Origin of the sequence: Devosia sp. LjRoot16 (genome assembly GCF_964252795.1) — a bacterium.
In the GTDB taxonomy this organism is placed as follows: domain Bacteria; phylum Pseudomonadota; class Alphaproteobacteria; order Rhizobiales; family Devosiaceae; genus Devosia_A.
The window spans coordinates 218,903-234,376 of record NZ_CAXUPH020000002.1 but is presented as its reverse complement, the minus strand read 5'-3'; the positions used below and the strand labels follow the sequence as shown (position 1 = coordinate 234,376).

Here is a 15,474-nt window from a genome sequence, read left to right as displayed (position 1 = left end):
TCAGTTGGTGACGATGGCTTCGACGAGGTGGCCTGGGGCCACGCTCACGAGCTGCGGAATGTCGCCGGCCGTCGCTTCCGCCGCGAGGCTGGAGCGCGCCAGGCGCGGCGTGCCAGCGGCGATGTCGTCGGCGGTGACGAAAGAACGCTCGCGGCGATCCCTCGGGTTGGTGACCGGGATCGCATCGAGCAGCGAGCGCGTGTAGGGGTGGCGCGGGTTGGCGAAGATATTGGCCGTCGGCGCCTGTTCGACCACCCGGCCCTTGTACATCACCACCACGCTGTCGGTCAGCGAGCGCACGACGCTGAGGTCATGGCTGATGAACAGCATCGAGAGGCCCATCTGCTTCTGCAGGCTTTTGAGCAGCCCGATGATCTGGGCCTTGACGGTAACGTCGAGCGCCGAGGTCGGCTCGTCCGCGACCAGCACCGAGGGCCCGAGGATCAGCGCCCGGGCAATGGCGACGCGCTGCCGCTGGCCACCCGACAGCTCGTGCGGGTAGCGGTTGCCGAAGCTGCGGTCCATGCCGACGCGCTCCAGCCAGCTCAGCGCTTCCTCGGTTTGCTCGCGCGAGCTCTTCACGCCGTGGATGTTGAGCGGCTCGGCGATGATCTGGCTCAGCGTCATCATCGGATCAAGGGCCGAGTAGCTGTCCTGGAACACCACCTGCATGCGCCGGCGGAACGCCTTGAGCGCGGTGACGTCGAGCTTCGAGATATCGGTGCCATCGACGAAGATCTGTCCGGCGGTCGGCTCCAGCAGCCGCATCGCCATCATGCCGGTGGTCGACTTGCCCGAACCGGACTCGCCGACGAGGCCGACGATCTTGTTGCGCGGCAAGACGAGATTGACCCCGCGCACCGCCGGGAAGTCGACATAGGTCGAAAAGATCCGGCCGCGGCGACGGAGCGCATAGACCTTGGAGAGATTGCGCAGCTCGAGGGCAGGGGCGATCGGCTCGCCGGTGCCCGGCTCGGCCCGCCGCGATTCGCCGGCCCTGAGGCTCGCCAGCAGCGACTGGGTGTAGCTGTGCTTGGGGGTGTCGAAGATCTGGTCGACGGTACCTTCTTCCATCACCCGCCCACCGTACATGACGACGACGCGCTCGACGGTTTCGGCGACGACGCCGAGGTCATGGGTGATCATGATCAGCGCCATGCCCATCTCGGCCTGCAGGCCCTTGATGAGCTGCAGGATCTGCGCCTGGATGGTGACGTCGAGCGCCGTGGTCGGCTCGTCCGCAATCAGCACCTTGGGCCGGCAGCTGAGCGCCATGGCGATCATCGCGCGCTGCAGCATGCCGCCGGAAAGCTGGTGCGGGTAATAGTTCAGCACATCCCTGGCGTTCTTGATCTCGACCTTGAGCAGCAGCTGCTCGGCCTCGGCCAGCGCCGTCTCCTTGGTGACATCGCGATGCGTGCGGATCGTTTCGACCATCTGGTGGCCGATGGTGAACACCGGATCGAACGCCGTGGCCGGATCCTGGAAGATCAGCGCGGCAATCTTGCCGCGCAGCGCCGACATCTGGCGCGGCTTGGCTTTCAGCACGTCGACCCCATCGAGCTCGAGCCGGTCGGCAGTGATGGTCGCCGTGTTGGGCAACAGCCGCATCAGCGCCAGGCACGAGACGGACTTGCCCGAACCGGACTCTCCGACGATGCCCAGGCTTTCGCCTTCCGCAAGCTGGATATCGACGCCGCGTACCGCGTCGATCTGGCCGCCATGCTGACGGAAGCTGACCTTCAGGCCTTTGATATTTACGAGAGTCATGCGCTGTTCCGAACTGGGTGCCCCCGGCCACCGGCCGGGAGCACTGGTTTTCGCGACTAGTTCTTGGTCAGGTGGGTGTAAACGTAACCCGACCAGTTGGGGTAGAAGCCCTGCTTGTTGGGCGTCATGGCATCGCCACCGAGCTTGGCGGACACGACGTTCATGGTGATTGGATGGGTCAGCGGCACGATCAGCCCCTGGTCGATCATCACCTGCTCGGCCTGTTCGTAGAGCTTCACGCGCTCGTCCCAGGTCGGGGCGGAGTCGGCCTGCTTGACTAGGTCGTCATAGGCCGCGATGTGGTAGCTGTGCCGGCCGCCATTGTAGAACAGGCCATAGAAGTTCGACGGGTCGAGGTAGTCGTACTCGTAGGGCGCCAGATAGATATTGTTCTTGCGCGCCAGCATGCCTTCCATCCAGTCCTTGCCCGGCATCACCTTGATGTTCATGGTGATCCCGAGGATCTGCTTGAACTGCGACTGCAGGTACTGCGCCATCGGCGGCAGGATCGCGCCGTTATAGCCGCCTTCCTCGCGGAACCAGATCTCGATGTCAGGGAAGCCTTTGCCATCAGGGTAGCCGGCCTTGGCCAGCAATTCCTTGGCCTTCTCAGGGTCGAATACCGCTTGCTTGGCGACATTCTCGCTGTAGCCGGGGAAGCCGGGCGGCAGGATCGAATGGGCAGGGATGGCGATATCCTTGAGGACGGTCGAGGTCAGCTCGTCACGGTTGATGGCGTAGTAGAGCGCCTTGCGGACGTCGACATTGTCGAACGGCGCCTTGTCGAGATCGAACGAGATATAGTTGGTCGAGAACACCGGGTTGGTGTGGATCTGGTCGGCATAACGCTGCCGCATCATCGCCACCTGGCCGGTATTCAGCGAGGTCATGTCGACGTCCCCGGCGAGGAAGGCGGGCACGCCCACCTCCGGCAGGCCGAGCGAGGAGTCGAGCACGACTTCATCGATCTCGGGCATCCAGGGGCCCTTGTAGTCGGGGTTCCTGGCGAGCGTGACGGTGTTGTTGGACTTCACCCACTCCTTCACCACCCAGGGACCCGACGAGACGATAGTCTCGACATTGGTCGACCATTCTTCGCCGAACTTGTCGAACTGGTGCTTGGGCACCGGGTACCAGAGCGATACGACGCTCGGCAGGTAGGGCTTCGGCGCCGTGGTGGTGACTTCGAGCGTCTTGTCATCGACGGCCTTGAGGCCGAGGGTCGTTACGTCAGCCTTGCCGGCCGTCACGTCGTCCCAGTTCTTGATGCCGCCGGCAAAGCTCCAGTACCAGGCAAAGTCGTAGCCGGTGGTGGCCGCATGCTGCAGCGCGAAGACGAAATCTTCAGCCGTCAGCGGTTCGCCGTCGCTCCAGTTGAGCTCGGGCCGGATCTTGAACGTCCAGGTCAGGCCATCGGCCGACTGCGACCAGCTCTCCGCCGCGATCGGGGTAAGGTTGAAGTCCTTGTCGAAGGCGGTCAGGCCGATCTGGATCATGTCCGAGCCGGCGGCGCGGGCATAAACAGTTTTCATGTAATCCATATAGGTGGCCGTCGTGGACTGTCCGGGGACAGTCACGGTCTGGGCCAGCGCCGGCACGGCCATACTTGCCGCCAGCGCTATCGATCCTGCCAATTTCAGCAGCAAATTCAATCCACTCTCCTCAAGTATTTGTGCACAGGATCCGATGAGCCAGGGCGTGCACGCCCCGTGCGGCGGCCCTCGGAGTGCTTCTTGCGACGTCCTCCTGCGCTCCCGTTGTGGGATGTCACAGGTCCTCTCGCGTCGCGGGTACGGGGCCCGAGACGTTCCCCGGCCGAAGCCGGGGAACGCGAGTTCTGCTACTTCACCGAGATGTGCGAGTAGAGGAAGTTACCGATACGCCCCAGCGGGGTGAAGCCGCGCGAGTTGGGCGTGACGCCCGGACCGGTGATGTCCTCGCTGACGGCGGCAGTGATGACCGGGTGCACCAGCGGCACGATGAGCCCCTGATCGATCATCACCTGTTCAGCCTGCTCGTAGAGCTTGAAGCGCTCCTCCCAGACCGGGTTCTTGTCGGCCTCGGCGACGAGCTTGTCGTATTCGGCCACGTGGTAGCTGTGACGGCCACCATTGTAGAACAGGCCATAGAAGTTCGACGGGTCGAGATAGTCGTACTCGTAGGGCGCCAGGTAGATGTTGTTCTTGCGGGCGAGCATGCCCTCCATCCAGTCCTTGCCCGGCATCACCTTGATATTCATGGTGATTCCGAGAATGTCCTTGAACTGGGCCTGCAGGTACTGAGCCATGGCGGGGAGGATCGCGCCGTTATAGCCGCCTTCCTCGCGGAACCAGACTTCGATGGTCGGGAAGCCCTCGCCGTTCGGGTAGCCGGCCTTGGCCAGCAGTTCCTTGGCCTTGGCGGGGTCGAACACGGCCTGCGCCGCGACCTTGTCGCTGTAGCCAGGGTAGCCGGGCGCCAGGATCGAGTGCGCCGGGATGGCGATGTCCTTGAGCACGGTGGCGGTCAGCTCGTCGCGGTTGACGGCGTAGTAGAGCGCCTTGCGGACGTCGGCATTGTCGAACGGCGCCTTTTCGAGATCGAAGGCGAGGTAGGACGTGGCAAACACCGCCTCGGTGCGGATCGAGTCCGGGAAGCGCTGCTTCACCACCGGGATCTGGCCGGCATTGAGCGTGGTATAGGCGAGATCGCCGGCGAGGAAGGCCGGCATGCCGACTTCCGGCAGGCCCACCGACGGATCGACGGTCAGCTCGTCGACCTGCGCCACCCACGGACCGTTATAGTCGGGGTTCTTGACGAGGACGACCGAGTTGTTCGACTTCTCCCAGGACTTGAGCAGGAACGGACCCGACGAGAGGACATTGGCGACGTTGCTCGCCCAGTCATCGCCGAACTTGTCGAACTGGTGTTTGGGCACCGGGTACCACAGCGAAACCACGCCCGGCAGGTAGGGCTTGGGCGCCGCGGTGGTGACTTCGATAGTCTTGTCGTCGACGGCCTTGAGGCCGAGGGTCGAAACGTCTGCCTTGCCGGCCGACACGTCGTCCCAGTTCTTGATCCCCGAGGCAAAGCTCCAGTACCAGGCGAAATCGTAGCCGGTGGTGGCGGCGCGCTGCAGGGCGAAGATGTAGTCGTTCGCGGTGACCGGAGCCCCGTCGCTCCACTTCATGCCGTCACGCAGGTGGAAGGTCCAGGTCAGGCCATCGGTAGACTGCTCCCAGCTGGTCGCGGCCAGCGGCGTGAGCTGGTATTCGTTGTCGAAGCTGGTCAGCGGCTCCTGCAGCAGCTCGGCGCCGGAAGCGCGCGCGTAGACCGTCTTCATGTAGTCCATATACGTGCCGGTGGTGGATCCACCCGGTACGGTGAGTTTTGTCTGCGCCAACGCTGGCACGGCGGTCAATCCCGCGGCCAGCGCGACCGCGCCGACAAATTTCAGCAACGCGTTCATAGAGCTCCCTCCTTGTTGCAGAGCTACTGCTTGACGTCCCCTGTGCCCCGGCCGAACCTCGGCGAACCGCTGTCCGAACGGGCCTCGCATGAGCGGTTTCCGGGCATAGACGCCCCGCCCGGAACCGGTTCATTGGCCGACTGCATTTCCCCTCGCAATCGGCCTTATGACATATGTCTGACAACTCCAGATTGGCTTGGCAAGCCGTTTGTGGCCCGCCAATGACAAGGTTGGCATAGTTTTGCCGTGATGCCGTTCAGCATGCCGAACGGGCTCATCTCCGGCCCCCGAACAGGCTTTGTGCCGCGTTGGCGATGGCCGCCGCGTCGATGCCGAAATGTCGGTAGAGATCGGTCACCGTGCCGGTCTGGCCGAAGTGCTCGACCCCCAGCGTAATGGCGCGGTGACCCCGCACGCTGCCCAGCCAGCCCAGCGTCGCCGGATGCCCGTCGATGGCGGTGACCAGAGCCGCGCTATCCGGCGCGTCGGCGAGCAAATTCTCGATATGGCAGGTGGCGTCGCGATCGCCATGCAGGCGCGCCCGCTGCGCGCCATGCCAGCCGGCATTGAGCCGATCGGCCGAGGTGACGGCCAGCACGGCGACGTTGCGCCGCTCGCCGCCGATCATCCCGGCTGCGGTAATCGCTTCGCTGGCCAGCACACCCTGGTAGGCGATGATCGCCTCGCAATTCGGCGTCGGCGGCACCAGCCAATAGGCGCCGCGAATGATGTCGCTGGCGAGCCCGGGCGTCACCTCGCGCGGCGGCTGCTCGATGGCGCGGGTGGAGAGCCGGAGGTAGACCGAGCCACCGGAGACGTCGCGCGGCCAGTCGGCGAGATCAGCCCGGTCGCTGCCATCGCGCTGCATATAGTCAAAGCCCCAGTCGATGATCACCGAGAGCTCGTCGGCAAAGGCCGGTTCAAACGAAGCCAGCCCATCCTGCGCCATGCCGATCAGGGGCGTGCCGACCGATTGGTGCGCCCCGCCTTCACCGGCCAGCGATACGCCCGAGGGCGTCGCGACCAGCAGGAACCGCGCATCCTGGTAACAGGCATAGTTCAGCGCATCGAGGCCACGGGCGATGAACGGGTCGTAGAGCGTGCCGATCGGCAGCAGCCGCTCGCCGAACAATGAGTGGCTGAGGCCCGCAGCGCCGAGCAGCAGGAACAGGTTCATTTCGGCGATGCCCAGCTCGATGTGCTGGCCATCGGGCGTGAACTGCCACTTCTGCGCGCTCGGGATGCGTTCTTTCTGGAAGATGTCGGCCATCTCCCGGTTGGCGAACAGGTGCCGCCGGTTCACCCAGGTGCCGAGGTTGGTCGAGACGGTGACGTCGGGCGAGGTGGTGACGATGCGGCGCGCCAGCTCGCTGTCGGTCTTGGCGATGGCGTCGAGGATCTTGCCGAATGCTGTCTGCGTAGAAGTGGCGCCGGGACCGACGAACTGCGGTCCCAGCGCCGGGACGGCTGGGGAGGAAAGCCGTCGAGACTTGGTGGTGTTGAAGGGGACGTTATCGAGAAAGGTCTGCAGCTGGCGCTCGGACGGCTTCAGCCCCTCGAAGCGGTCCCACTCGTGGCCATCGCGAACCCGCATCGAGGCCTTGAGGCTCTCGATCTGGGCACCGGTCATCTGCCCGGCATGGTTGTCCTTGTGGCCGGCCAGTGGCGTGCCCCAGCCCTTGACGGTATAGGCGATGAACACCGTTGGCTTGTCGGTGGTCTGGCCCTCGAACTGCTCGAGCAGGCTCTCGATGCAGTGGCCGCCGAGGTTAGCCATCAGGTCGGCCAGCTCGGCATCGCTGCGCCGCTCCAGCAGGGCGGTGACCGGGCCCTGATCGCCGATCTCGTCGGTGAGCCGCTCGCGCCAGGCGGCGCCGCCGCGGAACATCAGCGCCGAGTAGAGCGCATTGGGGCAGGCGTCGATCCAGTCGCGCAGCCGCTCGCCGCCGGGCTCGGCGAAGGCGCGGCGTTGCTTGGCGCCATATTTGAGCGTCACGACGTTCCACTCGAAGGCGCGGAAGATCGCCTCGATCCGGTCGTAGAGCCCCTCGCGCACCACGCCGTCGAGGCTTTGGCGATTGTAGTCGATGATCCACCAGGTGTTGCGGAGGCTGTGCTTCCAGCCCTCGAGCAGGCACTCGTAGACGTTGCCCTCGTCGAGCTCGGCATCGCCGACCAGGGCGATCATCCTGCCCTCGGCGCGCTTTTTCGCCCATGGCTTGGCGCGCACATAATCCTGGATCATCGAGGCGAAGGCGGTGAAGGCGACACCGAGCCCGACCGAGCCGGTGGAGATATCGACGTCGTCGGTATCCTTGGTGCGCGACGGATAGGATTGCGCCCCGCCATAGCCGCGGAACGCCTTGAGCTTGTCGAGGCTCTGCTTGCCGAACAGATACTGGATGGCGTGGAACACCGGCGCGGCGTGTGGCTTCACCGCCACGCGATCCTCGGGTTTGAGAATGCCGAAATACAGCGCCGACAGGATCGCCGTCATCGAGGCGGAGGAGGCCTGGTGGCCACCCACCTTCACCCCGTCCGGGTTGGGGCGGAGATGGTTGGCATGGTGGATCATCCAGTTGGATAACCACAAGGCCTTGCCAGCCAGCGCCTCAATCAGGGCGATACGCTCCGTCGACATGTTCCCTCCCAAATGTCTGACATTAACGGTGCACTAGCCGGTTGGGTGTTTCCTGCCTATTGTGACTGCCCTGTCATCCCATTGCGCAGGATTTGCCACGAAATGCCGCCCAAGCCGGTGAATTCCGCCAAAACCGAGCTGACCGGAATCGACCGACGCATCCTCAGGGCGCTGCAGGAAGATGGCCGTATGACCATCCAGGCGATCGCCGACCGCGTCGGGCTCTCGGCCTCGCCATGCCTCCGCCGCATCCGCCAGATGGAGGAGGCGGGGATCATCGCCGCCTATAGCGCGGTGGTCGACCAGAAGGCGGTCGGCCTGCCGGTCTCGGTGTTCATCTCGATCAAGCTGGAGCGGCAACGGGCCGAGGAGCTCGATCGCTTCGGCGCCGCCATTGCCGGCTGGCCCGAGGTGATGGAGTGCTACCTGATGACCGGCCAGTTCGATTTCCTGCTGCGTGTCGTCTGCGCCGACCTCGCCGCCTATGAAGCGTTCCTGCGCGAGAAGTTGACCCAGGTCGCCGGGGTCAGCTCGATCGAATCGAGCTTCTCGCTCGGCCAGGTGAAATACTCCCGCGTGCTGCCCATCTGACGCAGTTACGGCGGCGCCAAACGTCGCTAAAAGCGAGCCGATCGTTTTCTTCGGGTGAGTCATGCAGGCCGACAGCATCGTTCTTGGCGCGGGTATGGTGGGCGTCAGCATCGCGGTGCACCTGCAGATGCGGGGCAGGGCGACCGTGCTGGTCGACCGGCGCGGCGCCGGCGAGGAAACCTCCTACGGCAATGCCGGCCTGATCCAGCGCGAAGCAGTGATGCCGCACGCCTTTCCGCAAGGCCTGGACGAACTGTTCCGCTACGGGCTGAACAACCGCACCGACATGCACTACCACCTCAGCGCGCTGCCGCGCATCGCGCCGTTCCTCGCGCGCTACTGGTGGAACTCGCGGCCGGAGCAGTACCGCCGCATCGTCGAGACCTATGCGCCGCTGATCGCCCAGTCGATCAACGAGCACGCGCCGCTGATCGAGCGGGCAGGGGCGAGCCACCTCATTGAAAAGAAGGGCTGGTACCTGCTCTATCGCGACAAGGCCAAGCAGGACGAAGGCTACCTCAAGGCCGAGGGGCTACGCCGCGATTTCGGTATCGGCAGCGCCGAGCTCAGTAGCGACGAGATGCACCGGGTCGAACCCGGCCTCGGCATCCCGCTCGAGGGGGCGCTGCACTGGACCGACCCATGGAGCATCCGCGATCCCGGCGGGCTGGTGGTGAAATATCGCGAGCTGTTCGAGCAGCTGGGCGGTGTGGTAGTCACTGGCGATGCGCTGAAGCTGCAGCAGGGCACCAGCGGCTGGCGCCTGCCGGTGGCGGACGGCGTGCTCGAGGCCCGCGACGCGGTGATCGCGCTGGGGCCCTGGGCCGGTGATCTCACCAGCCGGCTCGGCTATCGCCTGCCGCTGGGGGTGAAGCGTGGTTATCACATGCATTTTGGCCAGCCCGCGGCGCAGCCGCTGAGCAACTGGATCCTCGATACCAGCTACGGCTATCTGCTGACCCCGATGGCGCGTGGCATTCGCCTCACCAGCGGCGCCGAGTTCGCGCTGCGCGATGCCCCCTCGACCCCGGTGCAGGTCGATCGCGACGAACCCTATGCCCGCGAACTGTTCCCGGGCCTCGGCCAGCGGCTCGAAGCCCAGCCCTGGCGCGGCGCGCGGCCGGCGACGCCTGATATGATGCCGATCATTGGCCCGGCGCCCAGTCACCAGGGGCTGTGGTTCGCCTTCGGCCACGCCCACCACGGCATCACGCTGGGTCCGGTCACCGGTCGGCTGATTGCCGAGATGATCACCGGCGAGGCGCCGTTCGTCGACCCCACCGCCTTCTCGGCCAAGCGCTTCCTCTAGGCGGCCTGCGCCGTCGGCTGTTCGTGGGCCGGTTCTTCGGCAAAGATCACAACGCGGTTCCGTCCCAAAGCCTTGGCCCGATAGAGAGCCGCATCGGCAAGGTTGAACGCATCCGCAGCGCAGGCACCTGGACCGTAGGGCGCGACGCCGAAGCTGGCGCTGGGCCTGTGGCTCGGCCCGAGGGCTGGATGCACGACGTCGTTGAAACGCGTCCGGATCATCTCCGCCACTTCCTGCGCTTCGGCGACGCTCTTGTGCGGCAGCAGCAGCGCAAACTCCTCGCCGCCGATGCGGGCAGCGCGCGTGCCGGTGCGGCGGAGCAGATCGGCGAAGGCGCAGATCACATCGTCGCCGACCCGGTGCCCGTAGAGGTCGTTGATCAGCTTGAAGTGATCGAGATCGCAGAAGATCACCGCGCCGCCCTGCGGCTCGATGACGGCCGCGGCCTCGTCGATGGCGCGCCGGTTGAGCAGGCCGGTGAGCCCATCATGCTCCGAGCGGGTGCGATAGGTGCCGATCACCCGGCTGATCAGCTTGGCCAGCAGCAGGAACACCGCCGGCGGCGTCAGCAGCGCCGAGAAAGTCAGGAGCGTGCGCTCCACTCCGGAGGTGCGCGCGGTCAGATACTCGGTAGATGCGTCGAACATCACGACGAGAAGCGGGATGCGGACAACGAAGATCAGCGCCACGGCGACCAGGTTGAGCATCAACAGGATATCGAGCACGCCGCGATTGTTGGCGCGATAAAGCCGGATGACGCTGTCGCCGAGCGCGAGCGCCGCGGCCAGCTGAAACGGCGCCGTCTGCACGATGAATGGTGCGTCGAATGCCAGCAAAACCAGCGATGCAACAACCAGCCCGCCGACCGTTGCCAGCAGCCGCCAATGCTGGTGCTGCTGCCCGCTGACAATGCGCACCGCCTGGCCAAAGCAGAGATAGGCCGCCGGCACGAGGATCGAGGCGAGCAGGAGTTCGACCGCCGTACCGCGGGTGAAGACCATCGTCAGCGTCTGCAGCGTGCCGCAAGCCAGGGCGGTGACGAGCCACGCGAGCGCCGACTGGCGGCGCAGCCCGATCAGGATGGCGAGGCAAAGCACGGTGAGCGCGGCAAAGATCGAGACGGTCACCAGGTCCAGACCAACCATCGTCCCCATCTCACGCCGCCCGTCCCGTTGCGTCCTGAGCATTACTAAAACGGGCCGGTTAACGGGGGACTTCACCGCGCGAGCACCCGATCCGGATCGTTAAGGCACCGTTGCGGGCCCTTGCAGATGCCGCATTTTGCCGCTGGGGCAGGGGTTGAACTCGGCGAACGGCTCGCTACGTTCTGCGGGCGGTACCGGGCCCCTCTGACGGCAGCACTTCTACGCTCCGTGATGTCGGAACTGCTCCAACGTTCACATGGAGAGGTCCGGCATGGATATGCTGCTCAGCGCCCTTATGGGCGATTTCCTTGGTACTCCCGTCTATTTCTGGGTGGCGTTCCTCGCCATCGTCATTGGCCTGTTGGTCTTCGACCTGGGCATTCTCAACCGCAACGCGCACGAGATTTCTGCCCGCGAGAGCCTGACGCTCTATGCCGGCTACGTGTTCGTCGCGGTGCTGTTCGGCATCTGGGTGTGGTTCAGCCGCGGCGCGGAAGCCGGGCTCGAATTCTACACCGGCTACCTGATCGAGCAGAGCCTCGCGATGGACAACATGTTCGTCATCGCGACCATCTTCGGCTTCCTCGCCATCCCCCGCCTCTACCAGCACCGCGTGCTGTTCTGGGGCATTCTCGGCGTCATCGTCTTCCGCGCGCTGCTGATCGGCCTCGGCGCGGCTCTGGTGCACTCGTTCAGCTGGGTGCTGGTGCTGTTCGGCGCCTTCCTGATCTTCACCGGCGTCCGGCTGTTCTCGCATCAGGACAAGGAGCCGGACATCGAGGCCAACCCGATCCTCAAATTCCTGCGCAGGCATTTCCGGATTTCGCAGAACCTCGACGGCAAGAACTTCCTGACCAGGCTCCCCGATAGCAAGACCGGCAAGCTCGTGACCTTCCTCACCCCGCTCGGCGTGGCGCTGATCATGGTCGAGACCGTCGACCTGATCTTTGCCGTCGACTCGGTGCCGGCGGTGTTCGCCGTCACGCAGGACACCTTCATCGTCTACACCTCCAACATCTTCGCCATCCTGGGGCTTCGTGCGCTCTACTTCGCGCTCGCCGCGGCGATGAACCGCTTCCGTTACCTGCAGGTCTCGCTGGCGATCGTCCTGGTGCTGATCGGTATCAAGGTGGCGCTGGTGCCGTTCGACGTGAAGATCGACACCTTCCTGTCGCTCGCGGTCACCCTCGGCGTGCTGGCCGGCGGCGTGCTGTACTCGCTGTGGAAGACCCGCAACGAGCAGAGCGTTTCGGCGGACGCACAGCCGGAGCAGGGCAGGCTCGAGCCGTAAGGGGGGCGAACGGAGCCCCCTCTCCCCTCAGGGGAGAGGGTAGTGCAGCTAGGACCGAAGGTCCGTAGCAGAACTTGGGTGAGGGGTTCAGCTTCTCAACGAGCGCTCGTTGCGCCGCCTCACCCCTCAACCGGCCTTCGGCCACCTTCTCCCCTGAGGGGAGAAGGGACCGAGCTGCCCGCGGTTGGCGCCGCCCTAAGGCCGCACCGTCACCACATCGAGCGTTCCCTCGGGCAGCGGCTTCAGCAGCTCCTCCTCGGGCTTGGTGAGAAACAGCCAGTGCGCCCAATCTTCCGGCAGGATTACGCAGACCTGCCGGTCGTGATAGGGCGCGATATCCGGCCCGGGCTCGGTGGTGAGCATGGTGAAGCTCAGCGCGCCATCCGCGTCCTCACTCCAGAGGCCCGCAATCGCCATGATCGGCGAGCCCTTCACGCTGAAGCGGTGCTTGGTCTTGGGTGACTTGGTGCCGGTGAACTCGAAGAAGCCCGAGAGGATGACGAGGCAGCGCTTCGATTTGTCGAAGTGCCGCCCGTCGGATTTGAAGTTGAACACCGGCGGCGCCTTGGGCCGCGGCGGTGGCCAGCCGAAGCGCATCGAGACCACCTCGACGCCGTTGCCGGCCGCCCTGAGCACCGGCCCCATGTCGCCGATGCGGATATCGTCGGCCTCCGGCAACTCGGCCGCAGCATCGCTGCTGTCGAGTTCCAGCCCCTTGATCGCCTCGAGATACTGCTGGTGGGTGACGTGCTGTTCGTAATCGTTACACATCGGGCCCTCCGCGCCTCAGGATCGATCAGCGCCAGCCGAGCGCCGGCGCGACGTGGGTGAGCATTGCCTCGATAACATGCGCATTGTAGGCGACGCCGAGCTGGTTGGGCACCGTCAGCAGCAGCGTATCGGCGCTCTTGATCGCCTCGTCCTCGGCCAGCTCCTTGACCAGCTGATCCGGCTCCGCCGCGTAGCTGCGGCCGAACACAGCTTGCTTGCCCGGCTCGATATAGCCGAAGTGATCCTGGCTGCGGGCGTCACCGCCGAAATAGGCGCGATCCATATCGGTGACCAGCGGGAAGATACTGCGGCTGACCGAGACGCGCGGCGTCCGCGTGTGACCTGCTTCCGCCCAGGCGGCGCGGAACGCCGCGATCTGCTCGGCCTGCTGGATGTGGAAGGGCTTGTCGGATTCGGCCATCACCAGGGTCGAACTCTGCAGGTTCATCCCCATCTTGCCGGTCCACTGCGCCGTCGGCGTCGTCGCGGCGCCCCACCAGATCCGGTCCCTGAGCCCCGGCGAATGCGGCTCGAGCCGCAAGAGCCCGGGCGGATTGGGGAACATCGGGCGCGGATTGGGCTGGGCAAAGCCCTCGCCGCCGAGCACGTCGAGGAACACTTCGGCATGGCCGCGCGCCATGTCGGCATCGGTCTGGCCTTCGGCCGGCACATAGCCGAAATGCCGGTAGCCATCGATCACCTGCTCGGGCGAGCCGCGGCTGATGCCGAGCTGCAGCCGGCCACCGGCAATCAGGTCGGCGGCGCCGGCGTCCTCGGCCATATAGAGCGGGTTCTCGTAGCGCATATCGATGACGGCGGTCCCGAGCTCGATCCGGCTGGTCCTGGCGCCAGCAGCAGCCAGCAGCGGGAACGGCGAGGCGAGCTGGCGCGCGAAGTGGTGGACGCGGAAATAGGCGCCGTCCGCGCCCAGTTCCTCGGCCGCCACGGCCAGCTCGATCGATTGCAGCAGCGCATCGGCCGCCGAACGGGTCTGCGATTGCGACGAGGGCGTCCAGTGCCCGAACGAGAGGAAACCGATCTTCTTCATGGTATTGGCCTTAGCGTTGCCGGACCTCCTAGATGTCACGGCAAGGGAGTGGGATCAACGTCGACGGCGTCTGTCACGCGCCGGTCATCGGGGGCGGTTAGGAGGCCCGCCATCAACCATGGGGCCACTGCTGTGACACTGAAATTCATCGTGATGAGCGACCTGCACCTGGTGCCGGAGGGCGAGCTGTCGATGACGCTTGATACCGCCGCCCGACTGGAGATCGCCGTCGACACCATCAATGCCCGCTATGCCGATGCCGATTTCTGCATCCTCGCCGGCGACCTCGCCGATCTCGGCCAGGCCGCGGCCTATCGCCGGCTGCAGGCGATCCTCGCGAGGCTCACCATTCCGGTGCACATCACGCTCGGCAACCACGACGACCGCCCGACCTTCCTCGCCGTGTTCGGTGACGCTTTCGCCGGCGAGACCGGCCATGTCGACAAGGTGCTCGATATCAAGGGCTACCGCATCGTGCTGCTCGATTCGTCCGAGCCGGGCCGCGTCGATGGCGTGCTCGAGGCGCAGCAGATCGACTGGCTGAAGGCCCGCCTGGCGGAAGCCGCCGATAAGCCGGTGATCGTCATCCTCCACCACAACGCCAACGCGCTGCATATCGCATCCGACACCATCCGCATCCTCGAGGATGGCCCGTTCCTCGAGGCGCTGGCGACGCACAATGACATCCGCCAGGTGATCGCCGGCCACGTGCATGTCACCTCGACCGCCACCTATCGCGGCATCCCGTTCACGACGCTGGCCGGTGGCCACTATTCGGTGAGCTTCAACGTCGATCAGCCCGGCAAGCCGATCCGCCGCCTCACCGGCCCCGGCCAGCTGGCGGTGGTGATCGGCACCGAGGACCGCACCACCGTGCTGTTCGAAGACTTCGTCGACGGCAACGAGGAAATCGTGCTGGCGGCTGCCGCCGAGTGATACTGCGCGGGGCGGTTCGCACCGCCCCGCCGCCGACCCGTCAGGCGTTGCCGGGGCCGGTGATGTTGACCAGCCAGGAAATGCCGAACTTGTCGGAGAGCATGCCAAAACTGTCGCCCCACGGCGCCTTCTCGAGCGGCATCATCACGTTACCGCCGGCCAGGAGTTTCTCCCAGTAACCGCGCAGCTCCGCATCATTGTCGCCGCTGAGCGACACGCTGATGTTGTTGCCTGGGGTGTGCGGCATGCCGGGCGGGGTGTCGGCTGCCATCAGCCAGTAGCCGCTCGAGGAGATCAACTGGCCGTGCATGATCTTGTCCTTGTCGGCCGGATCATGCGGCATGCCGCCTTCGGCATAGGTGCTGATGGTCAGCTCGCCGCCGAACACCGTCTGGTAGAACTCGATCGCCGCTCGGGCGTTGCCGTCGAAGTTGAGATAGGGGTTGAGGCGCGTCGGCATGGTGTCCTCCCGTGCTGCCTTCGCCGACGCTAGTCGGCGGCCGTGACGAGAACAAGACGCGCGG

Annotated in this window: 12 protein-coding genes; 4 read left to right on the top strand and 8 right to left on the bottom strand. The window is 65.3% G+C overall.

Features of this window, described 5'->3' with window-relative positions; translation table 11 throughout:
• The 4 genes from ACSQ23_RS11515 to ACSQ23_RS11500 all read right to left on the bottom strand — a co-directional run bounded on the left by ACSQ23_RS11515 (position 1) and on the right by ACSQ23_RS11500 (position 7,859).
• Positions 1-1,770, bottom strand: a complete 1,770-nt coding sequence (locus tag ACSQ23_RS11515) for an ABC transporter ATP-binding protein (protein WP_436090716.1) — start codon at positions 1,768-1,770, stop codon at positions 1-3.
• A gap of 56 nt (positions 1,771-1,826) precedes the next feature.
• Positions 1,827-3,422 (bottom strand): peptide ABC transporter substrate-binding protein, encoded by a 1,596-nt coding sequence (locus tag ACSQ23_RS11510; RefSeq protein ID WP_436090715.1) that lies wholly within the window; start codon positions 3,420-3,422, stop codon positions 1,827-1,829.
• Positions 3,423-3,610: 188 nt separating this feature from the next.
• Complete coding sequence (locus ACSQ23_RS11505; RefSeq protein WP_436090714.1) at positions 3,611-5,218, bottom strand: peptide ABC transporter substrate-binding protein; 1,608 nt, start codon at positions 5,216-5,218, stop codon at positions 3,611-3,613.
• Positions 5,219-5,492: 274 nt separating this feature from the next.
• Positions 5,493-7,859, bottom strand: a complete 2,367-nt coding sequence (locus tag ACSQ23_RS11500; RefSeq protein ID WP_436090713.1) for a transketolase — start codon at positions 7,857-7,859, stop codon at positions 5,493-5,495.
• Between the two features lie 102 nt (positions 7,860-7,961).
• Here ACSQ23_RS11500 and ACSQ23_RS11495 point away from each other — a divergent pair, with 102 nt between their 5' ends.
• A complete protein-coding gene (locus ACSQ23_RS11495) occupies positions 7,962-8,450 on the top strand; it encodes an Lrp/AsnC family transcriptional regulator (RefSeq protein ID WP_055878073.1) in 489 nt (162 codons plus the stop codon).
• A gap of 61 nt (positions 8,451-8,511) precedes the next feature.
• Positions 8,512-9,759 (top strand): NAD(P)/FAD-dependent oxidoreductase, encoded by a 1,248-nt coding sequence (locus ACSQ23_RS11490; protein ID WP_055878071.1) that lies wholly within the window; start codon positions 8,512-8,514, stop codon positions 9,757-9,759.
• On the opposite strand, the gene ACSQ23_RS11485 is transcribed toward ACSQ23_RS11490, so the two are convergent.
• Complete coding sequence (locus tag ACSQ23_RS11485; protein ID WP_436090712.1) at positions 9,756-10,904, bottom strand: diguanylate cyclase domain-containing protein; 1,149 nt, start codon at positions 10,902-10,904, stop codon at positions 9,756-9,758. The genes ACSQ23_RS11490 and ACSQ23_RS11485 overlap by 4 nt on opposite strands.
• 271 nt (positions 10,905-11,175) lie before the next feature.
• Between ACSQ23_RS11485 and ACSQ23_RS11480 the strand changes: the two genes are divergently transcribed.
• Positions 11,176-12,195 (top strand): TerC family protein, encoded by a 1,020-nt coding sequence (locus ACSQ23_RS11480; protein WP_436090711.1) that lies wholly within the window; start codon positions 11,176-11,178, stop codon positions 12,193-12,195.
• A 195-nt stretch (positions 12,196-12,390) separates the two neighbouring features.
• On the opposite strand, the gene ACSQ23_RS11475 is transcribed toward ACSQ23_RS11480, so the two are convergent.
• Both ACSQ23_RS11475 and ACSQ23_RS11470 read right to left on the bottom strand, forming a co-directional pair.
• Positions 12,391-12,966: an SOS response-associated peptidase gene (locus ACSQ23_RS11475; protein ID WP_055996192.1), complete on the bottom strand. Its 576-nt coding sequence runs from the start codon at positions 12,964-12,966 to the stop codon at positions 12,391-12,393.
• A 25-nt stretch (positions 12,967-12,991) separates the two neighbouring features.
• Positions 12,992-14,014, bottom strand: coding sequence for an LLM class flavin-dependent oxidoreductase (locus tag ACSQ23_RS11470; protein ID WP_436090710.1), 1,023 nt, complete (start codon positions 14,012-14,014; stop codon positions 12,992-12,994).
• A gap of 132 nt (positions 14,015-14,146) precedes the next feature.
• Here ACSQ23_RS11470 and ACSQ23_RS11465 point away from each other — a divergent pair, with 132 nt between their 5' ends.
• Positions 14,147-14,950 (top strand): phosphodiesterase, encoded by an 804-nt coding sequence (locus ACSQ23_RS11465; protein WP_436090709.1) that lies wholly within the window; start codon positions 14,147-14,149, stop codon positions 14,948-14,950.
• A gap of 40 nt (positions 14,951-14,990) precedes the next feature.
• On the opposite strand, the gene ACSQ23_RS11460 is transcribed toward ACSQ23_RS11465, so the two are convergent.
• Complete coding sequence (locus tag ACSQ23_RS11460) at positions 14,991-15,410, bottom strand: VOC family protein (RefSeq protein ID WP_055878060.1); 420 nt, start codon at positions 15,408-15,410, stop codon at positions 14,991-14,993.
• Between the last annotated feature and the right edge of the window lie 64 nt (positions 15,411-15,474).